We start from the raw sequence: 22,097 nt of genomic DNA on the forward strand, positions 1-22,097 counted from the left end.
TTAGGGGTGATTTTAACCAGCAAGAATGATCACCTTATTAATTCTTTTGGTATAAAGTACAAATTAGTCAGCTTTTTATCACTCAATGTATATGCGACAAGCAACGTCAAAGCAACTTATAGAAACAACAAGTTAACCAGTAAGTAAAAATCATATTCAAGGAGTCAGTCATGTGGATCGTCTATGCATTATTAGCCGCCGTCTTTTTTGGTGCAAGGGGCATAATGTATCAATGGACCTCACAAAAAAATATTAACCGTAACTTAATGTTATTCGGTGTATTTTTTGTGGGATTTATCATCAGTGGGTTCGCCATGATGTTACTCGACCAACAATGGTATGGCTGGCAGGATATGTTGGTCGGCTTAACGCTTGGCTTAGGATCTTTTGTTGCCAATGCGGCCTTACACAAAGGTTTCTCTGTCGGTAAAGCTTCTTTAATCAGCATTTTATCAGGGCTGCCGCCACTGTTTGTGGTGTTATTGGCTTTTCTATTTTGGCAAGAAACACTAACCACTCAACAATTAATAGGCTTCATTATTATTTTTGCAGGCCTCTATACTATCCGTTATTCAAACGATATCTCTTTTAGCAACTTACAAGGCGCACAATGGGGCTTACTAGCTGCGCTGTGCTTTGCATTCAATGATATTTTAGGAAAGCAATCAACCCGCTTAGATGCGGATATGTTTGGCACCTTAACCTTAATGTTCGGCTTTGGTAGCCTGCTATTTGCAGCAAGTTGGTTAAAAACACGTAAAAAAATGACCGAAAAAATGAATGAGCTAAGTTCGAATCATCCTGAAATCAAAACATGGTCAGATACAAAAACATTTTGCTGTGGGTTAGTTGTTGGTTTAACTAATGTAGCGGGGATGATGGCGATATTATCGGCGTTTGCCATTGGTACCACGGGATTAGTGTCTGCCATATCAGCGATGAATATCTTAATTATTTTACTCTACTCGCGCATTTTCCTAAAAGAGTCCTTCAGTCGTCAAGAGATCTTAGGATTAACGACAGCATTGGTGGGTATTCTTATTTTACGTTTAAGCCAGTAGCCATTAAAGAAAAGCCATTAAAAAAAAGCGATTAAATGAAGCACCTTAAGCAAGGTGCTTTAAGACATATTCAATAAACAGCCTAACGCGTAATGGGATATTTTTTCTATCGCGGTACAGCATCGAAAACACCTGCCCTTCACTTTGCCAATCAGGAAGAATTTGTTTCACTTCTCCCCGTTCAATCATCGGCAACGCAATATAGTCAGGGATATAACTAATTCCTAGCCCTGTTTTCACGGCATAGGTCATCATCTGAATTTCATCCACTTCAAGTCGAACCAAGTTAGTAGGATGATAATTATATTTCTCACCAGTACGTTGATTTTTCAACTGCCACGGTACTAACCGAAAACTGGTTACTTTAGGAAAAACTTCTAATTGTTCAGGATGAGTAATATGGTCGAAGGATTGACTTGGATGGCTACATAATACATTACGCGTAAATTTAAGCTGTCGAACAACCCAATCATCAATCGTTGGGTTCCTCATTCTAAAGGCAACGTCTATCCCTTCTTTTTCAATATCAATCAAACTGTTTGAAAAGCGTAAATCTAATTGTATGTCAGGATATGCTAATAAAAAGTCACAAAAAATAGCACTTAGAAAATGTTTACCTAGATAAATGGGCGCGGTGATCCTGATTTTACCTTTGGGTTCAGTTTTCTCTTCATTAAGGTCTAGCTCGATGCCATTTAACTCATCAAACAAAGTATTATAACGATCGTAATATTGACTGCCGATTTGCGTTAAAGTGACTCGATGTGCATCTCGATTTAATAAACGTAATTGTAAATCGTCTTCTAATTGACGTATACGGCGGCTTAAGGTCGATAAGGGGATATCTAAATTATCAGAGGCTTTTTTAAAACTACCGAGCTTCACAATAGTGCAAAAGCTACGTAAGTCATCAAGAGAATAATTAGATTTCATTACAAGCCAACGTCATCAATACACTCGCCTTTAAGATTTAAACTAAGGAAATTAAGCGCTATTTAGTTATTTAGCGATTTAGCGATTTAGCGATTTAGCGATTTAGCGATTTAGCGATTTAGTTAATCGATGATTCGACGAGATTGCCAGTAATGCTTTTTCCAATACACATTAGATAATGAAGAAATTTTCGTACCTTGGCTTGTTGATACGTGGAAAAACTCATCATCACCCATATAGATACCAACATGACGCGTTCTGCGACCCGTTTTAAAGAACACTAAATCACCGACTTCCAATTCACTCTTTTTAATAGAGATACCTTTTTTAACCTGATATTCAGTGGTACGAGGCAAATCAATATTAAAACTATTTTCAAACACTTGTTGGACTAAGCTAGAGCAATCAATCCCGCTTAATGTGTTTCCACCGTATTTGTAAGGACTGCCGACCCAATGAGTATATTCACTGCGTAATAACACATACAACAAATCTTCAGGGCTCATCTCTTGATCTGAACTTTTTGCGCTATCAGAATGATGACCTTTGGCTTCTTTAGATTCACTTTTGGTCAGTGTTTTATTACCTGTATTAGTAACCGTGTTGATTTCAGCTTGTTTTGGCGCAGAACTACACGCAGCTAATAATAAAACCACAGCCAATAAGCTCACATGTCTAAAGTAATTTTTGATTACGTTTGTCATCTAATTATTCTACCAAGTTTATAAATAATGCGATTTGTGCATCATTGTCATTTACGCAAAAACAATGATGCATTGACCATCACTGTTTATAAATAGGTTTTTATTTTCTACAACTAAACGATTAGATCCTCTATTATCTACCTTAGTAATTAATAGCGTTGCTAATGTTTTAGTGTGAGATTCAGTATAGAAACGTAATCAAGAAATGCCATTTATTAATATTTCTTTATTGCGTTTATCAATCTTAATAGATCGAAAAAATATAAAATAATAGCCGTAATAACCAACAAAAAAGGGGCTTACGCCCCTCACAATTGTTTTAATAGGTTAAAGAATTAACCTAAGATCTCAGCAAGTTCAGCACTGATCACATCAACCGCTTTAGTACCATCAAACTTATGGTGAGCACCGTTACCTTGTACAGCTTCATTCTTGTAATAAGCAATAAGCGGTGCAGTTTGTGAATGGTAAATATCTAAACGTTTACGTACTGTAGACTCTTCATCATCAGGACGAATAGAAAGTTCATCACCTGTTACATCATCTTTACCTTCCACTTTTGGTGGGTTGTAAACGATGTGGTAAGTACGGCCTGAACCAGAATGAACACGACGACCAGCCATACGTTTAACGATTTCTTCGTCTGGCACATCAAATTCAAGTACGAAATCAACAATAACACCCGCTTCTTTCATAGCATCAGCTTGTGGGATTGTACGTGGGAAACCATCGAGTAAAAAACCTTTTGCACAATCTTCTTCTGCAATACGCTCTTTCACTAATCCAATAATTAACTCATCAGATACCAATTGGCCTGCATCCATTAATTCTTTTGCTTTTAAACCAAGTTCAGTACCTGCTTTTGCAGCGGCACGTAACATGTCACCCGTAGAGATTTGTGGGATACCATATTTGTCCATCATGAACTGGGCTTGTGTTCCTTTACCAGCACCTGGAGCACCTAATAAAATAATGCGCATTATAGCTTCCTATATAATTAATAAATTCCAGAGCGAAATTTACACCGTTGCGAGGAATTTCTCAAGAATATCAACAAAAAAGGCCTGCATAAGCAGGCCTTCAACACATTTATTAAAATATTAAGCGATTAATTAAGCTAATAGTAACTTATTAATTCGAGCAACAAATTCTGATGGGTCATCTAAACTACCTTTTTCAGAAAGAACAGCTTGTTGTAATAACAGCTCAGTCCACTCTGCAAATAACTCTTCGTCAGCCATATCAGCTAATTTAGTAATCATCGAATGTTCAGGGTTAAGTTCAAAAATTGGCTTACTATCTGGAACAGGTTGTCCCATTTGTGCCATCAACTTAGCCATTTGCGTGCTCATATCATCGTTATCCGCAACAATACAAGTTGGTGTAGACGTTAGACGTTGTGTTAAACGAACATCTTTCACTTTATCACCTAGTACTGCTTTAACACGCTCAATGAAGCTAGCAAATTCAGTTTCTTGCTTCTCTTGCTCTTTTTTCTCTTCTTCAGAATCTAGTTTACCTAGGTCTAAATCACCCTGTGTTACGCTGATAAACGCTTTACCATCGTACTCTGGTAAATGGCTTAATAACCATTCATCAACACGGTCTGATAGTAATAACACTTCGATACCTTTCTTACGTAAGATCTCTAAGTGTGGGCTGTTTTTAGCCGCATTAAAGCTATCAGCAGTAATGTAGTAAATTTTATCTTGTTCTTCATTCATGCGTGAAATGTAAGCATCTAAAGAAACAGTTTGATCTGCAACATCCGCTTCAGTTGAAGCAAAACGGAATAGCTTAGCAATTTGTTCTTTGTTGCTTGCATCTTCAGCTGGGCCTTCTTTTAATACTTGGCCAAACTCTTTCCAGAACGCGTTGTATTCAGTTTCATTTTTCTTAGCAAACTTAGTTAGCATAGAAAGTGCACGTTTAGTACAAGCACTACGTAACTTAGTCGTTACACGAGTATCTTGTAGAATTTCACGCGAAACGTTAAGTGGTAAATCATTTGAATCCAACACACCTTTCACGAAACGTAAGTACGTTGGCATGAACTGTTCAGCATCGTCCATAATAAATACACGTTGAACGTATAGTTTTAGGCCATGTGCTTTTTCACGGTTCCATAAATCGTATGGCGCACGTTTAGGGATGTAAAGTAAGCTTGTATATTCTTGCTCACCTTCAACTTTGTTATGAGACCATGTTAGTGGATCTTCAAAGTCATTAGCGATGTGCTTGTAGAACTCTTTGTATTGGTCGTCATTCACTTCGCTTTTAGCGCAGTTCCATAAAGCAGTCGCTTTATTAACCGTTTCCCATGCAGCTTCAACAGCAGGTACTTTTTCGCCATCAGGACCGTCAGACTCAGGCACTGCATCTTTAAACATTTGTACAGGGATACTAATGTGGTCAGAGTATTTAGAGACAACATTACGTAGTTTGTAATCGTTTAAGAACTCAGCTTCATCATCACGTAAATGTAAGATGATTTCTGTACCACGATCCGCTTTTTCAATATCAGCTACCGTATAGTCAGCTTCACCAGCAGATTCCCAAGAAGTACCAGTAGATGCATCTTCACCCGCTTTACGCGTATTAACAGTGACTTTATCAGCAACGATAAATGCAGAGTAGAAACCGACACCGAATTGGCCGATTAACTGTGAATCTTTAACTTGGTCACCAGATAATTGTTCAAAGAAGTCACTTGTACCAGATTTAGCAATGGTACCTAAATGTTCAATGACTTCATCACGCGTCATACCAATACCATTATCGCTAATAGTGATTGTTTTTGCTTCTTCATCAAAACTAATACGTACACGTAAGTCTGCATCGTTTTCGAATAAACTTCCGTCAGACAGTGCTTTAAAACGTAGTTTGTCAGCAGCATCTGCAGCGTTAGAAACGAGTTCACGTAGGAAAATTTCTTTATTTGAGTATAAAGAGTGGATCATTAATTTAAGCAGTTTGCCTGTATCAGCACTGAAAGTATGATTTTGTTGCTTTTCCATATTTCTATTTCTCTCTTAAACAAGTGGTTATTGGTCTTACTTAGATACTTTATAGATGGAGACAGTTGAAGCGATTTCAAGAGGAAATTTGATTTTTTTTAGTGTTGATGATGAGGTAGGTGGAAGTTGGATCAAACTTGGGGTGATTTTTGTTGGTTGGGTTATGTCTCGTCTGCGCTCGTTTAAGCATTATTAATAATTGTGGCTTGGTGTTTCGCCCTGTCGGCGACTTTACTTTTTCTTGGTCAGAAGAAAAAAGTAAGCAAAAAGACTGACACTGAATCGCTTTTAAATCCCAATCGATGAATACCTTTCTAAACGCACCAGTTCATACGGCGCGTCCATGCGCAGAATGAACTTACAGCAAACGTCCTGTTTGCTGTTGCTGAAAGGTATTCATCGCTTGGGAAAGCTCAACAGTGACGAATCGTAGCCACGTTGAGTAATATTCTAGCGATTAACATCTAGCCCCTTATTCTTTTAGAAGGCATCAATTAGATAAATAATCTATTCTGTATTCAGATTAAAAGTAAATAATATTTAAAATTTTTTAAAGGTAAATCTTATGGCGAATGAAGCAAGACCATTTATAGGAAAATATAAATACAAATATATGCCTTATGGTGATGGAGCTGAAGCATTAATAAAGAATGCAACAATGAAGTTCAGTCATGCAAATGAATTTAATGATCCTTTTGATTGCGTTCCTTCATATTCAGAAGAATCAATACAAAATATTTCAAATGTAACATCACACCTTATTCGTGAATTCTCCGATTCACTTGGGTTATCTCCATCACAACGTATACAAAACAAAGGAAAGTTTGCAAAGACGCTCCAAAATCATGTTTATACTGGAGAATATTTAGAATCTATTCAAAACGGAATTGGCATATGTTCAATGACAACCAAACCATGTAACCTTTTAATGTGGGCTCATTATGGAAATAAACATACTGGTATTGCAGCTGAATTTAAAAGCGTAATTCCTCAAGATTACTCTTTAGGTTCTAAATATTTATTTGCAGTTCATATTAAATATCAGAATGATAAACCTATCCGAGAAATATATAAATCAGACGTTACCCACGATCTTTTAATTAAAGGAGAAGATTGGAACTATGAGGACGAAATAAGAGTATTAGATTTTGATCGAGGAAATGGCATTCCCCCTTACGAGAGGCACTTTTATCTTCTATTATTTTAGGCGTAAAGTTCGATGAAAAATTAAAATCTGAAATTAAAGAGTTAATAAATAAAGTAAATGAAGAACATGGAATGAATATCAAACTCTACCAAGCGGAAATAGTTCCAAACAAATTCAAGATCTATATTCCTGAGCATCCAGTTTATGGAAGCCCAAACTGGTCTGATGAATAAAAAGTATTGGGCATCTACTCGTTGAATCAACAATATCAATTAATAAAAACGAAACTCAATGCGGCTACGACAACCCCACAGTTGAGCTTTCCCAAACCATGGATAACTTTCAGCAACAGCAAACAGGACGTTTGCTGTAAGTTCATCCGACACATGGACGTGTCGTATGAACTGGTGCATTAAGAAAGTTCTACATGGTTTGGATTAGAAAGCGACTCGGTGCCAGTCTCTTTGCTTACTTTCTCTGCTGGCAGAGAGAAAGTAGAGTCGCCGACAGGGCGAAAACACTGAAACTAATAACCGAAATGACTGGATGAGCGTAGACGAACCTTAAAAGCAATTGGCTATGAGTAAAACAATAAAAATATGGGATATCCACTTATTGATCTCAAAAATATCAATAAGTTAATGTAAAACGATGCACAAGATGGATGGTTCAATTCCACCGTTGAATTTTCCCAAACAATGTATAACTTTCAGCAACAGCAAGCAGGACGTTTACTGTAAGTGAGTTAAGAAAGCTGACTTTAAAGGGACGACCATTGTTTGGATTCGGTGGCGAGTTAGCGCATAAAGGGAATTTGTTTATTAATAAATATTAAGCAGGTAATACACCTGCTGTAAAAATCTTATTTAAAGCGCGAAGGTCGCAATTATATCCACAAACGTTAGCATCAACCCATTCTTCTTTTGTGATACTAGGCCATTCAAAATCAATCCCTAAAAAGAAAAATAACTCTTCAAATAAAAAGCGTAACGTTCTTCCATTACCTTCCCTGAATGGATGAATAATATTTAATTCACAAAAAATATCAGAAATTTCGCTAATTAACTCTTCCTGTGAATTAATATCTATAAGTTTAGAAAGCCTAGAAAACTGTTTTTTAGCTTCAACTTCAATCCGTAAACAGGCACAAAATCGGGTAGTTCCTTTCGATATATCAACAGTTCTTATCTTTCCTGACCAAGCATATAAATCTTGAAAAAGATGAAAATGTAATGAGCAAAGGTGGGTTAAGTTAAAGCTTTCAATGGATGAGATAGTTGAAGAGTATTCTTTATAACGCAAAGCGGTGAATGCTAATTCTGCATCATCTAACTCGATTGGATCGGTTATATTTAATTTATTCTTAAGTACATTCGAGTTTTCATAGCAATAAGGATCCTGGCTGATACTATACTTATCGTGCATACTTTAGTTTTAATTCTTGAAGAGACTTGCCTTCATTTTCTTTTTTTAAAGTTAATCCTTCATAACGAGAACTTGTTTCAAAGTTACACATTTTAGTAGTGAAAGAACGCGTATTTTTCAGTTTCGTTTGAGTCATTACATTTTTCATTGTGATCTCACATTAATATAAAATAGAGAATGTTGCTACCTATTGATTTTATACTGTTAGATGATAAAAACAAGCCACTAAAATAGCGTAAGTTTAATGGTTTTAGAAAAAGAGGCTTCTCTTGCCTCAGCAAACTAAGGCTTTGTGCAGTTGGAAAAATCAATAACTAAAATCAAGTGTCAATATCAAACGTCGTTCATCTGCTCCTAACGCAGGAGATCGATGTACCAGCCCAGTTTGTTCATTTCCTTCCCAATGTTCGCCTTTTAATAAAGCGACATCACCACAATTAAGTTGTTGTATCTCTTTTTCATTTTGATATATCCCAGATTCACTATCGGATTTTCCGTTACTTCCCCTGCCTAGTTTTTCTCTATCCGCCACTTGATGAGGTAACCACTCTGTGCCAACACCTTGAAAGGTTGTTATTAAACGGCACGGTACGTTGTCCACATGAAACTTGGGGCACATCGCGCTATCAACTACGGTTAAACGCAGTCCAACACGTTTAAGTTCAAACAAACAACAAAACATCTCCACCAGCTCTGCAATGTTTTCACTGAGTTCGCTCATTTCAGTCCCTAACGACTCACTAATACTTTCTAATACGCTTTGCGGTGAGACAGTCATCGACGCTTTAAACCTTGGTTTTTCTGTTAAAAAGTCGGCGACAGAACCTGTTAATGTTGATGACAAATTACGCTGCCAAATAGCGATATTGACCTCTTCACTATAGATGTCGGTGAAAACGTGAGGCTCATTGCCCTGAATAGAATGTCGAACTTTTGTTGCTTGCTCACTGCAAGTATCAATATCGAGTGCGTAGGCCGAGTTTATTGCGTTCATGTTTGCTCCCATACAAGCAACAGATCTGGAATGTTATCCAGAACAGTTTGCCATGTAACATTTCAACTTAATTTAATAGTCAGTCATCAAGGCTTGGCTTATCTCTTTTTATAAAAAAGAGTTAAAACCAACTTAATTACACCACTTATTGTTATGTTATAACATAACTTTATAAAAAGGCATTATCCTGAGCGGAGTAAACTTTGTCAATAGAGGGTATTTTGAAGGAATATGGATTAATGATTTGGGATATGGTCTTAAAGCAACTTGAATTCAAATAATAAGAAAAGTGACATAATCTTTGAGTTCAGATCATAGGTGAATAGTTTTACTCGGATAGAAAGCATGTCACCTCAGACAAGGAAAAATCAACGTTAATAACATGTAAACTAACAGGATCTCAATACAGGGAATTCTGCAGATCATTAACCTGTTGCTCATTAACCAGCAGTTTATTGAATAGAGGAATAAATTACTTAACACTTATTTTTCAGCACAATATAACCAATAAAAAACCTGATAAAACATTAAATAAACCTTAGTTATTTAACGATTAATTTAATTATCCTTTTTAAATTACTTAAAAATAAACGTTAATAACATTGCACCAAAAATGAACAGCCGAAATAAAAAAAACGCCACGAAGGTGCAAATACAAAGGATTTTTAAATTTAAGATTTAAAACGTCAATTAATTAAAAAGCCATATTGATATTTTTAAGCGTTTATTTATTTTTAGAAAAAAATAGAGAAAAAAATACAACAAAACAAAAAACTCTCCATCATATTCAAAACAAACAACAACAGAACAATCAACTACAATTTAACTATAAATAAGCATTATAGACTAATGCAAAACTGCTAGAGTAATTGATAACAAAATAACATTAACTAAGATGAAAAGTGCTTTAGGTAAATTAATTAAAATTCTGGTTTTTGGCATGTAACCTGCTCTATCAGACTAGCTAGCCTAATTATTTTGATGCATTACTATTTGAATCTAAGCATGATTAAAACAGTGCAACTGAGCCGTTAGGCAATAATAAAATACACTCTACTACCAATGGGAATATAAATATGGAAATTAAAAAACCTTACCTATTATTTTTAGGCGATGCACAAGATCCTCTAGCAGCGAAAGTGGCTCAAGGTATTAAACAATGGCATCCAGAATACTGTGCAGGTCAATACCGCATGGAAGACTGTCAAGCTGACTGTAGTTTAACAGACATGAATATTGCACAAGCTAAAGCTGCTGGCGTTAAAACATTAGTGATTGGTGTTGCTAACCGTGGTGGCATTATTTCAGATAATTGGTTAACTATCTTAAAAGAAGCATTAGAAGCTGGTATGGATTTAGCTTCAGGTTTACACAATAAATTAACAGATATTCCTGAACTTAAAGAATTGGCTGATAGCTTAGGTCGTAACTTATTTGATGTTCGTTTCCCAACACAAACATTCCCTGTTGCAAATGGCTTAAAACGCTCTGGTAAACGTGTATTACAAGTGGGTACAGACTGCTCAGTAGGTAAAATGTATACCGCATTAGCACTTGAAAAAGAAATGCTAGCACAAGGCATGAAAACCAGTTTCCGAGCGACTGGTCAAACAGGTATTTTGATTAGTGGTTCAGGTGTCAGTATTGATGCTGTTGTGGCTGACTTTATCGCCGGTGCAGTTGAAACTATCGCACCAGCAAACGATGCTGATCACTGGGATGTCATTGAAGGTCAAGGTTCATTATTCCATGCTTCATTCTCAGGCGTAACAGCGGGTCTTATCCACGGTTCACAAGCTGATGCATTAGTATTATGTCACGAGCCAACACGTGAACATATGCGTGGTTTACCGACTTACCCACTTCCTGACTTAAAAACATGTATGGAACTTAACTTAACAATGGCGCGCATTACTAATCCAGACGTTAAGTTTGTTGGTATTTCAGTTAATACTTCACAACTTTCAGAAGCAGAAGCTGCTAAATACTTAGCGGAAGTTGAAGCAGAATTTAACCTGCCAGCAGTTGACCCATTCCGTGAAGGTGTTAGCCGTATTGTTGAAGCATTAGCAAAAATTTAAGGGCTAAGTGATGAAGGTTAATCTATTACACGAAAGTTGGCTTATTGAAGGATCTTTTACTATTTCTCGAGGTAGTAGAACCCATGCCAATGTTGTTGTAGTTGAACTGCAACAAGGTGAACATACTGGCCGTGGGGAATGCGTTCCCTATGCCCGTTACGATGAATCAATCGAGTCAGTCATTGCTGAGCTGGCTGCTTTAAAAGACAAAATAGCCGCCGGCTTAACCCGACAAAACATGCAGACTTTATTACCAGCAGGTGCCGCACGTAATGCATTAGATTGTGCCTACTGGGATTTAGCTTGTAAGCAATCAGGCAAACGCATTTGGCAACAGCTTGAGGTTTCACAACCTGAACCAATTATTACCGCGTTTACGTTATCGTTAGATACACCAGAACGTATGAAAGCAGCAGCAATTAAAAATGCGCACAGACCTTTACTAAAGCTAAAACTTGCAGGTGAAGGTGATGTGGAACGTGTTGCGGCTGTTCGCGAAGGCTCTCCTAAAGCACGCATTATTGTGGATGCTAATGAAGGTTGGAATGAACAGCAATACTTAGACATGGTACCTGAGCTAGTAAAACTGGGTGTTGAGATGATTGAGCAACCTTTTCCGGCAAGTGATGATGCCGCCCTAGCGCATTTACCCCGACCAATTACGCTTTGTGCTGATGAGTCTTGTCATGATAGTAGTAGCTTAAAAAATATTACTGGTCGCTATGACATGATCAATATTAAGTTAGACAAAACCGGTGGTTTAACAGAAGCCATCGCTTTAAAAGAAGAAGCTGAGAAAGCAGGATTACAGGTTATGGTTGGCTGTATGGTTGCAACATCGCTTGCAATGGCACCTGCTTTTATCGTCGCACAAAACGTTCAAATTGTAGATCTTGATGGGCCATTATTACTGGCTGAAGATCGTCAATCAGGTATCCAATTTGATGAAAGTCTAATGAATTTTTACCAAGCAACGCTTTGGGGTTAATTCATTAACAAGAACCCAAATTTTAAGTTAATGAATTTAGGTTATCTATTTTATAAATAGCGAGAATCAGATTATCGCTATATTACGAGGGTTAAATGATGGGACGTATTGTCTACCTAGATGGTCAGTATCTTAAAGAAGATGAAGCTAAGGTTTCTATTTTCGATCGTGGTTTCCTGTTTGGCGATGCCGTTTATGAAGTAACGGCGGTGATTAATGGTAAATTAGTCGACAACGAAGGCCATATGATTCGCTTACAGCGTTCATGTAATGAATTACAAATAGCATTACCTGTCCCACTAGCAGAAATCACTAATATCCAGAAAGAACTAATCAAAAAGAATGCACTGAATGAAGGTGGCATTTATTTACAGATTAGCCGCGGCTCTGCTGGTGATCGTGATTTTGGTTACCCTGCCGATGTGAAGCCTACGTTAGTGCTATTCACTCAAGCGCGTGAACTATTAAATAGTCCAAAAGCAACGAAAGGCATGAAAGTGATTACTACTGAAGATATTCGTTGGAAACGCCGTGATATCAAAACAGTGGGTCTACTTGCACCATGTATGGCTAAGCAAGCAGCTATCGAAAAACAAGTAGATGATGCATGGTTAATCGAAGATGGTTATATCACTGAAGGTAGTTCAAACAATGCTTATATTGTGACGCAAGACGGTGTATTAGTAACACGTCCGTTAAGTAATGATATTTTGCACGGTATTACCCGTAAGGCATTACTTGAACTTGCTGAAAAAGAAGCGATCAAAATTGAAGAACGTTTGTTTACGGCAGAAGAAGCGTACCAAGCTGCTGAAGCATTTGTTAGTTCAGCAACAACCTTTGTATGGCCTGTTGTTGAAATCGATGGTCACACAATCGGTGATGGAAAACCAGGTAATGTAGCGAAAAAATTACGTGAAATTTACATTGAGTTAGCCACAAAAACAGCTGAATAAGATGAGTTAAGTGCTTTGTTAAAAACGTTATTATCTAAAAACAGTTAACTAAGCACAAATAAGTAAGCACAAGCTTAAAGTGCTCAAGCAATTAATTGTTATACCAAAAATCAATATGATGAAGGGCAAAGAGAAATTACTATTTGCCCTTTTTATTGGGTATTTATACCTTTAAAAAATGCATCGATATCAGATGCAACATCCACTTTATCTGCAAACCACGGATGTAACTTCATCAATACTTTTATGTGTGTTATGTCTTGCCCGTAGACTAACGTCTCAACTGTATCTCCATTTGCAATCAGTGCCTCTGCCATTAATTTTTGATTAAAGAGACCTACCGTCGTATCGCCTTCAGAATGAATAAGCAATGCAGGTGGTTCATTACCGTTAACATGATGTTGAATTTTCATATCATCGAAACTTTCTTCACCAAAAACATCAATATATTCTTGCGCTTTTGGTGTGAAATTATACGGTCCAGCAATACCTGCTACGGCTTTTATGATTGACGTTGGTTTATTTTCAGCTGCTAAATATTGGTCATTAAACGCGACCATCGCAGCAATATAAGCACCGGCCGAATGCCCCGTTACGAATAGATTGTTAACATCCCCACCAAAATCGGACACATGGTCATTTACCCATGCCACGGCTTTCGCACCATCTTTCACAAACGTTGGATATTTTGCTGCCGGATAAAGTGTGTAATTAGGGATCACTACAACGTAGCCTTTTTTCACAAAGCTATCGGCCACAAAGGTAAAGTAAGCTTTGTCTCCCCAACTCCAACCGCCTCCGTAAAAAAACACAATGACAGGGCGCTCAGTATTGTCTTTCCAATCGGCGTTGCTATAAATATCAAGTTTTAAATCTTTGTTAGTATCAAAAACGATATCTTTTTGTACCGTCATGTTTGACGATAATGAAACACCAGTATTGAGTATGTTAAGTCCAGTCACTGTGCTGTCTTTTATGAATGCAAAAACCAGCACCGCAACAGGAATGAGTGCAATAACTATTAATAATCTTTTCAATCGATACTCTTTTTTTATTGGTGGATACGTTAATAAGTCATTACGGTTATAACGTCACTTAGATCATAATTAGAATGATAACGAAAAGAAGAAATCAACTAAAATCGCCATTAGAGTAAGTGGTATGAACAGTACGTTATGAACGTTTGTTTTTATTCAGGTCAAAAAACAACCTCGTTCAATTATTATGTTTTCACGTATTATCGAGTATAATTGACTTCATTGTATATTTGGAATATTAATTATGAATACTAAAGTAGAGAAATATGGTGTTAAAGCGGTGCACCGCCCTAAAATAAAAGCGACTAAAGAACTTGATCTTTCTGGAGCGTTAGGGCAACAAATTATTAAATCAGAGACAAAATTAGCTTTAAGAACTCATGTTCAAACCTTTAAGAAACTGGCTTACATGTAATGGAAATAATTTGCTTTCCGTATGAAAGGGTTGTTGAAATTAACACCTTTATTCTGGCAACAGAACCAGGAATGAAAGGAAGTATAGATCTTTCGAAACTTCAAGGTGCTTTAAGTCGTATTGATAATGCTATTGTTTATGAGCAACTTGACGACGTTTTTGAAATAGCAGCAAAATATACAGCCAGCATTGCTGTATCTCACGCATTACCAGATGCTAACAAAAGGACTGGTTTAGCAGTTGCTTTTGAATACTTATCACTCAATGATTTTGAATTAACTTCAGATAATGATTTACTTGCAGATGCAGTAAGAGACCTAGTATTAGGTCTCATCACAGAACTAGATTTTGCTGATATTCTTTACGCTCAATATGAAAAAGATAAAGGATCTTAAGCTGCAATCTAGGAATCACACGTTATAGCGATCATTACGATGATTTAATGCGATGATCACATTCAACACCACCCCACATCCTATCGATAACACTAACTGATAAAACGACACCACAGATAACGAAATTAACATAATGGTCAAATCGGCTCCCATTAATAACCACCCTGCTTTAATCGAATACTTGTCTTGTAGATATAAAGCTAAAATATTGAATCCGCCTAAACTGGCTTTATGACGAAATAAAATAATAAACCCGACACCAAACAGAAAGCCGCCAAAGATAGCCGCATAAACTGCATTGAGCGATTGGATATCAATAAACTTGCCGTGTAACGATGAAAACGTCGACACAAGGAATACAGCAACAAAAGTTTTAAGCGTAAACACCCACCCCATGCGACGAAGCGCAAAGTAATAAAAGGGTAAATTAATAAGAAAAAACACTAAACCAAATTGAATCTCAAGTTTGTAGTGAATTAAAAGTGACAACCCTGCCGTACCGCCCGTTAAAAGGCCTGCATGCTTTAAGAACACCACACCAAAAGACACTAAACTCGTGCCGATTAATATTGCCATTGCATCTTCAAACCAACGGTGTTGCGTTAATATTTCTATTTTTTTTAATGCAGTCTCTGACATAAAAACAATATCCTTTTATTAAGTTGTCAGTTATTTATTAGGTCGACGATGCAATCAGTGAACCCATTAAAAAGGGAATTAATAAACGAGTACAAAAATGACTCAATACTAATACCACTCACAATAAATAGCTTATCTATTTTACTTGTTAAAACAGCCCACTTCCTCGTTGTAAATTTCGTAAAGGGAATGGCCATTTACGTCAATTTACGCCTTGAATTGAACTGTTTTTCCAGCGCAAAATTTAGATAACATATTTAATGTAATCGGTATAACTCCCATTCACTTTAGTCAGGCAAACGCCATTATTTTAGTTAAGCAATACTCATTCATTTTAGCGCGGTAAAATATGAGCGACACAAATTTTATTGCCTGATGGATCGCGTAAATAAGCAAGGTACAATGTTTTAGCTGGGCCAACTCGAAGACCTGGAGGCTCTTCGCAAGCTACTCCGCCATTAGTGATACCAACGGCATGCCATTGATTACCGATTTCTGGACTCGCGACTTTAAAACCTATTGTCATGCCATTACTCACCGTTGCGGGTTCGCCATTGATAGGTAAAGTCAGCCCTAAGACACCTTCTGAAGTGAAATAAAAACAACGCCCCTTTTCATCGATTACGCCTTCGGGATAACCTAACACAGCCATAGTGGCATCATAGAATTTCTTTGATTGCTCAATGTTATTTGTACCTAGTACTACATGACTAAACATTTTATATCCTCTATTAGTATTCAAATATGTGCTTCATACTTTAATCTCTTAATCGTGAATTGTTTAGTAAAGTTTAAACAATTAATATATATAAAATCGTAATGAATTAATTGTATCGTCATGTGCACCACGATCAGAGTCTCGTGTTAATATAAACCAAAGTCGTTTTCTTATTTTGACCTTTTTTAAAAACCAGTCATATTTAGCATTTTCAAAACTGTTTAGTAGATTGACTGGTTATTAGTTAATTAATGAATACCGTACTAACTTTAATTAATCATGCTAAAGATGACCTCGATACTTTTATTCCACTAACAGTTCACGCGTTCACAAGAAGAGAACGCACTCATTAAAAAATTCAAAAGCTCAAGGATAGAGATATGATTATTGTAGTGGGTATTAACAACTATCAACAGAAAGGAAGTGGATCTTCATTTAAGGTGATTAAATGAAGATGAGCCTTCTAAAGAATAACTTTCCGACTATCGCAATATTAACCAATATGATGGCAACCCCTTTTTCAGAAGGTATTATTTTTGGTGCTAAGGATTACGCTCAGCAACAGCAATATAATACTCTCTGTTTTAGTGGGGCAGAATTTGCTAAGCCAGCTAAAACCAATATGTCTCGAGACCGAATATTTGAGCTAATTGATAAAGATGCCATTGATGGTTTAATTATTCCCATGGGCGCACTGAGCCGCTTTATTTCATTGGAACAACAACTGCTATTTTTAGAACAGTTTTCTCATATCCCCGTGATCACGGTGACGAGTTCTATCCCAGGTTATCTCGATGTTGGTTATAGTCCTCAGCAAGGTATTGAAGATTTAGTCACACATTTGATCAATCAACATCATGTTCAACGTTTTGCCTTTGCAGGGCCAACAGGCGATCACCTTTCTAGCCAACGTAAGAAACAGCTTTTTGAAGCGACGCTAGAACAGTATGGAATACATTTTGACCCTGGCATGTATATCACCAGTGATATGTCCACTAATGCCTCAATACCAAGGCTTGATGAACTACTAGAAAAACCTAAGCAAGAATGGCCTCAGGCAATTGTAGTCAGTACTGATAGCCAAGCTATTTCAATCATCTCATCGTTAAAAAAGAAAGGTGTAAAAGTACCAGAAGATATTATCGTGACCGGTAGTATGGGCAATATGAACAGCCTTTTTGCCGATCCACCACTAACCAGTATTATTGAACCCACCTATGATCTCGGATGGTACGCGGCTAAAAAACTAATCGATATTATTGATGGGAAGGTCATCACCGACAATACAGTGCTGCCAACGTCATTAGTAGTAAGACAATCTTGTGGGTGTCATCAAGCTGATATGGGGTTATCTCAATCATCTAACTTAGTTAATGCAGAGCATTCTGAAAAAACGCTAACAATAGAAAATATTCAAATGGAGTTAGCGCAAGTCATTAACCACCTTCCATCAGATCAACGAGAATATGCTCCCCCTGATATTGCTTCCACATTATCAACAATGCTACTAACGGACTTACAAAATCATGAGAGCTATCAGTTAATTGGGTACTTTAGTGACCTATTAGAATCAACGTTAAAAACAGACCAAATATTCTTATGGGGTCAACTTACGCAAGTTATCCACCATCGATTAATACAGTCAATTGAACGTGTTGAAAACAAAAGTAAGTCGATCAATATTGCGAGTGATCTATTTAAAATAGTACAGCAATGCCATGTAAAAGCAGGCCACTATCGTAGCTTTGAAACAGAACAACAGCTTGGTACGATGAGAGAAATCGGCATTCAATTAAATTCAGAACTCAATTTTGATGAAATAGCACTGCAATTACAGCAGGGCTTACATTTTAATGATTGTTATATCAGTATTTTTGAAGACTTAGGTGAAGATAAAACACAAATGAATTGTGTATTTGCAATGCATGATAAGCAACGCTTAGCGATATCTAAAACCCTCTATCCCGCTTCAGAATTAATTCCACCCAATATTAAAAACGATAACTCATTATTTGCTTTAGTTATTATGCCGTTATCTTTTAAAAAAGATTTTATTGGAACTTGTATATTAGACCTTGCTGTACGTAAAGGTGTTATATATGAAGGGCTACTCACTCTGTTCTCCTCTGCTTTAAAAAATCAGATTCACGTCAACCACTTAAGTGAAGCTGAGAAGAAGTTTAGTGACATTGCTCATAGTGCCTCAGACTGGCTGTGGGAAATCGATACAGAAGCACATTTTAAATACAGCTCAGATGGCGTCGAACAAGTATTAGGTTATTCCCGTGAAGAGATTATTGGCCAGCCGATGACGCATTTTATTGCTAAACACTCTACAGACGAACTACAAAAACTAATAAAATCGATGCAAAATCAAGATGAGCTAGCAGGTCTTGAAACACGTTACCAACACAAAGATGGCAGTGAGAAAGTACTGCTTGCCACAGGTAACCCTATTATTAAATATGGAAAAACCATTGGCTACCGTGGCGCTTATAAAGATATTTCAGAGCTTAAGGCACAACAAGCGCATATTAGAATGCTTGCATACCAAGACCCTCTCACCAACTTACCTAATCGAGTGTTATTCAATGAACATTTGAACAGAATGATCTCAACATCAACGCAACAGAAACTTGAATTTGCTTTGCTATTTATCGATCTTGATGGGTTTAAATTAGTGAATGATTCATTAGGGCATGATGGTGGCGATTTATTATTAATAGAAGTGAGTAAGCGGTTAAAAAAATGTTTACGAAGTGAAGATATATTAGCCCGTTTTGCTGGCGATGAGTTTATTCTAATATTACCAAATATCGAGCATGACCAATTTGCAGCGGACATTGCTAGAGAAATCGTAAAAACATTATCAGTCCCAGTCACCATTAAAGAACAAGTTGCTTTTATTAGCGCCAGTATTGGTATCGCAGTCTTCCCTGAGCATGGAGAACAGTCAGAGATCTTATTACAAAGAGCTGATAAGGCGATGTACCTGTCAAAACACAGTGGTAAAAACCAGTTTTCTTTTTATCAACAAGGGTTAGAAGATTCACTTAATCGAACCGCAAAGATTCGTCATACCTTGCATACAGCACTGCGTGAAAATGATTTTTTTCTTGTATACCAACCACAAGTTAAAAGTAGTACTGGTGAAATATGTGGTGTCGAAGCATTACTCCGTTTACCCGCAGAAAAGTATCATGGCCTTAATCCACAAGAATTTATCCCTTTAGCAGAGGAAGCTGGTTTAATTGAAGAAATTGGACTCCGTGTTTTTAAAAATGCCTGTATACAACAACAAAAATGGATCCGTTCAGGCATTCACTTAAAATGCTCTATTAATGTTTCAGCAAAACAGTTTCAAAATAAAAACTTAGCAACTGAATTCATTAATATACTTGAAGAAAAACAAATAGATCCAAGCACCATTACATTAGAAATCACAGAAAATGCGGTTTTTGATAATCATCAAAAAGCACAAACGACTTTACAACAATTATCTAATTATGGTTTTACAATCGCCATTGATGATTTTGGAACAGGCTATGCATCCTTAAGTTGCCTTCATAAAATACCCGTAGATATTATAAAAATTGACCGTTCATTTATTCATGATTGTGCTAATAACGAAGAAAACGCGAGTATTGTTCCCGCGATTATTATGATGTCTAAGGGACTGAAATTAAAAGTAATTGCTGAAGGTGTAGAAATACAAGAGCAATGGGACTTTTTGAAGAAGTTAGATTGTGAAGAGTTACAAGGTTATCTATTTTCTAAACCCGTTAAAGCGCAAGACATCCCTATTTTGTTAGAAAATTGGAGCAAAAATAATAAGCATTAATTGTTAGCCTCGTTCCGCTTTTTAATCTAAGTAACCTCAGTGCTGGATAAGCAAAGCGAGACAACACTGCTGTTTTCAAGTTTATTGATTATTTAAATACGATCGTAGAAGGTGTTGTTGGATTAAGTTGAAATTTATTGTGAAGCGCTTGTTTTTTATTAGTCGCAGTAATGTCGTAGTGTTGCAGCTTTTTATGCACACTAAACAGTTTTACACTAAAGCTCACCTTGATATCTGGGGTTGGTAAAGAGTAACGCCCCATAATGGTCAATTCGTCTATTTCAGCAGTATTTTCATGTGATGCGGTTGGATTAAGTAATAAACCATCAATATTAAACTTATTGTTCACGTCAGATAAATAAACATTATGCATAACATTCGCACTTATTTCTGTTCTGTGATCATTAAATTCTTTCAATGAAACATGTCCATCATGGTCGTCATCAATCCCTTTAAAAGCAGAGATAGGTAATGATAAAACAACATAAACATTATCATCAACAAAGTTTAACGTCCCATTTTCAGGAACCATTAAATGAGCAGAACCGGCCATAGGAAGAGTTAAAAGACTAAGGCTAGCGACATTTATTAATATTTTTTTCAAGGACTTCATTTTTTCTCACATTTTTCAGGTGATCTTTACAATTAGTTTTAATATGATGCTTATCTATTTTTTAATGGCTATTTAAAGCTTATTAATAAGGTTAGAGCTGACCTTTTACGCAACGTTGAAAGTATGGATAACTATCCGTTGCATAATAATGGTAAATCCCAGCAGGAAACTCAGGAGTGACACCAACACGACCATTACACTCATCAAGATCTCCTGAACCTTCCACATATTCCCAATCCTGTAAAAATGAACCAAGTGCATAGATATCAGTCGATGGACGACTATCACTAATATCACTGACTAATTGGTAACTACCAGTGATAAGTTTAATATCCGACGTTTCATCACCTGCGTCGGAATAACCGTAACGGGCGTAAATAGGAAAACCGTCGGCCGCCCAACCAATTAATGTCACGTTCGAACTATCGCCACCTTGAAGTGCAATAAACCCTTCTGGCATTCCATGATAATGATAAGTTCCATCGGGCTGAACGTGCGCATTATTGCTGTCAGTACCAAAATAAAATACATCTTGACCTAATGCTTCAATGCTCCAGTTGCCACTGTTATCAACTAAACTACAACTGTCTCCTGAATCATCACAACTACCTGCTGTGCCAGCATCAATTTTAATACCATTTAACACCACACCAATATTGCCACGCGGGCCACCTAAAGTAGTCGAACTTGTTGTTTCAACTGGCTCCAAGGTAAAGCTTTCGCTGACTGATTGTTCATAAATAGTATTAGGATTACCTTCATTCGGAAACTCTCCGACATCATGGTCAGGAATACCATTAGCCACTAAATCACGAGTATTACTACTGCAACTCCAGTTAGAAGTACTTGTTGCCTGTACTGACTCTGAGTCGTTATATTCACTGTATGAGTAGTCACATAAAACGCCCTCTGTAGATTCTGTTACAGAGTCAATAGTTGTAGTTATTTCAGTGGTAGTTTCAACACCTGAACCACATGCAACTAATGAGAAAGCAATAAGAATACCAGATGATTTTTTTAAAACGTCTCCAGCTTTGACACCATAATGTTGCATTTTTTTAGCTCAAATCAATTAAATTTAACCAACAATAACGATTAAATGTGCAAACACCGTGCAAATACAATGCAAAATA

The 22,097-nt window shown here is 36.8% G+C and carries 20 protein-coding genes; 8 read left to right on the forward strand and 12 right to left on the reverse strand.

Annotated elements, in window-relative coordinates; genetic code table 11:
• Positions 1-170: 170 nt before the first annotated feature.
• Positions 171-1,061 carry a DMT family transporter gene (locus tag V6255_RS10090; protein WP_341628036.1) on the forward strand — a complete coding sequence of 297 codons (891 nt, stop codon included), beginning with the start codon at positions 171-173 and terminating at the stop codon, positions 1,059-1,061.
• 45 nt (positions 1,062-1,106) lie between these two features.
• Here V6255_RS10090 and V6255_RS10095 read toward each other — a convergent pair whose 3' ends face one another.
• The 4 genes from V6255_RS10095 to htpG all read right to left on the reverse strand — a co-directional run bounded on the left by V6255_RS10095 (position 1,107) and on the right by htpG (position 5,715).
• Positions 1,107-1,994 carry a LysR family transcriptional regulator gene (locus V6255_RS10095; RefSeq protein WP_341628037.1) on the reverse strand — a complete coding sequence of 296 codons (888 nt, stop codon included), beginning with the start codon at positions 1,992-1,994 and terminating at the stop codon, positions 1,107-1,109.
• Positions 1,995-2,116: 122 nt separating this feature from the next.
• Complete coding sequence (locus V6255_RS10100) at positions 2,117-2,698, reverse strand: C40 family peptidase (RefSeq protein ID WP_341628038.1); 582 nt, start codon at positions 2,696-2,698, stop codon at positions 2,117-2,119.
• Positions 2,699-3,033: 335 nt separating this feature from the next.
• On the reverse strand, positions 3,034-3,678 hold the full coding sequence (gene adk / locus V6255_RS10105; RefSeq protein WP_341628039.1) for an adenylate kinase: 645 nt from the start codon (positions 3,676-3,678) through the stop codon (positions 3,034-3,036).
• A gap of 132 nt (positions 3,679-3,810) precedes the next feature.
• The gene (htpG, locus tag V6255_RS10110; RefSeq protein WP_341628040.1) at positions 3,811-5,715 is read right to left on the reverse strand and encodes a molecular chaperone HtpG; all 1,905 of its coding nucleotides are present in this window, start codon (positions 5,713-5,715) and stop codon (positions 3,811-3,813) included.
• 565 nt (positions 5,716-6,280) lie between these two features.
• On the opposite strand from htpG, the gene V6255_RS10115 reads away from it, so the two are divergent.
• Complete coding sequence (locus tag V6255_RS10115; RefSeq protein WP_341628041.1) at positions 6,281-6,922, forward strand: DUF2971 domain-containing protein; 642 nt, start codon at positions 6,281-6,283, stop codon at positions 6,920-6,922.
• Between the two features lie 771 nt (positions 6,923-7,693).
• On the opposite strand, the gene V6255_RS10120 is transcribed toward V6255_RS10115, so the two are convergent.
• From V6255_RS10120 to V6255_RS10130, 3 genes are all read right to left on the reverse strand, one after another.
• Positions 7,694-8,287 carry a Fic/DOC family protein gene (locus V6255_RS10120; RefSeq protein WP_341628042.1) on the reverse strand — a complete coding sequence of 198 codons (594 nt, stop codon included), beginning with the start codon at positions 8,285-8,287 and terminating at the stop codon, positions 7,694-7,696.
• A complete protein-coding gene (locus V6255_RS10125; RefSeq protein WP_341628043.1) occupies positions 8,277-8,423 on the reverse strand; it encodes a hypothetical protein in 147 nt (48 codons plus the stop codon). Before V6255_RS10125 ends, V6255_RS10120 begins: the two co-directional genes overlap by 11 nt.
• A gap of 171 nt (positions 8,424-8,594) precedes the next feature.
• A complete protein-coding gene (locus V6255_RS10130) occupies positions 8,595-9,281 on the reverse strand; it encodes a DUF1826 domain-containing protein (protein WP_341628044.1) in 687 nt (228 codons plus the stop codon).
• Positions 9,282-10,357: 1,076 nt separating this feature from the next.
• On the opposite strand from V6255_RS10130, the gene dgcN reads away from it, so the two are divergent.
• The 3 genes from dgcN to V6255_RS10145 all read left to right on the forward strand — a co-directional run bounded on the left by dgcN (position 10,358) and on the right by V6255_RS10145 (position 13,306).
• Positions 10,358-11,362, forward strand: a complete 1,005-nt coding sequence (gene dgcN / locus V6255_RS10135; protein ID WP_341628045.1) for an N-acetyltransferase DgcN — start codon at positions 10,358-10,360, stop codon at positions 11,360-11,362.
• 10 nt (positions 11,363-11,372) lie between these two features.
• A complete protein-coding gene (dgcA, locus tag V6255_RS10140; RefSeq protein WP_341628046.1) occupies positions 11,373-12,350 on the forward strand; it encodes an N-acetyl-D-Glu racemase DgcA in 978 nt (325 codons plus the stop codon).
• Positions 12,351-12,445: 95 nt separating this feature from the next.
• Positions 12,446-13,306 carry a D-amino-acid transaminase gene (locus V6255_RS10145; protein ID WP_341628047.1) on the forward strand — a complete coding sequence of 287 codons (861 nt, stop codon included), beginning with the start codon at positions 12,446-12,448 and terminating at the stop codon, positions 13,304-13,306.
• Positions 13,307-13,458: 152 nt separating this feature from the next.
• Here V6255_RS10145 and V6255_RS10150 read toward each other — a convergent pair whose 3' ends face one another.
• Positions 13,459-14,343, reverse strand: a complete 885-nt coding sequence (locus V6255_RS10150; RefSeq protein WP_341628048.1) for an alpha/beta hydrolase — start codon at positions 14,341-14,343, stop codon at positions 13,459-13,461.
• A gap of 244 nt (positions 14,344-14,587) precedes the next feature.
• Here V6255_RS10150 and V6255_RS10155 point away from each other — a divergent pair, with 244 nt between their 5' ends.
• Together V6255_RS10155 and V6255_RS10160 are read left to right on the forward strand one after the other, a co-directional pair.
• Positions 14,588-14,758, forward strand: a complete 171-nt coding sequence (locus V6255_RS10155) for a hypothetical protein (RefSeq protein WP_025565193.1) — start codon at positions 14,588-14,590, stop codon at positions 14,756-14,758.
• The gene (locus tag V6255_RS10160; protein ID WP_341628049.1) at positions 14,758-15,153 is read left to right on the forward strand and encodes a type II toxin-antitoxin system death-on-curing family toxin; all 396 of its coding nucleotides are present in this window, start codon (positions 14,758-14,760) and stop codon (positions 15,151-15,153) included. The genes V6255_RS10155 and V6255_RS10160 overlap by 1 nt, the downstream gene beginning before the upstream one ends.
• A gap of 15 nt (positions 15,154-15,168) precedes the next feature.
• Here the strand turns inward: V6255_RS10160 and V6255_RS10165 are convergent, their stop codons facing one another.
• Positions 15,169-15,792 (reverse strand): YitT family protein, encoded by a 624-nt coding sequence (locus V6255_RS10165; protein ID WP_025565196.1) that lies wholly within the window; start codon positions 15,790-15,792, stop codon positions 15,169-15,171.
• A gap of 334 nt (positions 15,793-16,126) precedes the next feature.
• Entirely contained in the window at positions 16,127-16,510 is a 384-nt protein-coding gene (locus tag V6255_RS10170) for a VOC family protein (RefSeq protein WP_341628050.1), read from the reverse strand.
• A 448-nt stretch (positions 16,511-16,958) separates the two neighbouring features.
• Between V6255_RS10170 and V6255_RS10175 the strand changes: the two genes are divergently transcribed.
• Positions 16,959-20,351 (forward strand): EAL domain-containing protein, encoded by a 3,393-nt coding sequence (locus V6255_RS10175; protein WP_341628051.1) that lies wholly within the window; start codon positions 16,959-16,961, stop codon positions 20,349-20,351.
• Positions 20,352-20,439: 88 nt separating this feature from the next.
• On the opposite strand, the gene V6255_RS10180 is transcribed toward V6255_RS10175, so the two are convergent.
• Positions 20,440-20,964, reverse strand: a complete 525-nt coding sequence (locus V6255_RS10180; protein ID WP_341628052.1) for a hypothetical protein — start codon at positions 20,962-20,964, stop codon at positions 20,440-20,442.
• A 91-nt stretch (positions 20,965-21,055) separates the two neighbouring features.
• Positions 21,056-22,018, reverse strand: coding sequence for a YHYH protein (locus V6255_RS10185; RefSeq protein ID WP_341628053.1), 963 nt, complete (start codon positions 22,016-22,018; stop codon positions 21,056-21,058).
• Positions 22,019-22,097 lie beyond the last annotated feature (79 nt).

It is taken from the genome of Psychromonas arctica, from assembly GCF_038155225.1.
Taxonomy (GTDB): Bacteria; Pseudomonadota; Gammaproteobacteria; order Enterobacterales; family Psychromonadaceae; genus Psychromonas; species Psychromonas arctica_B.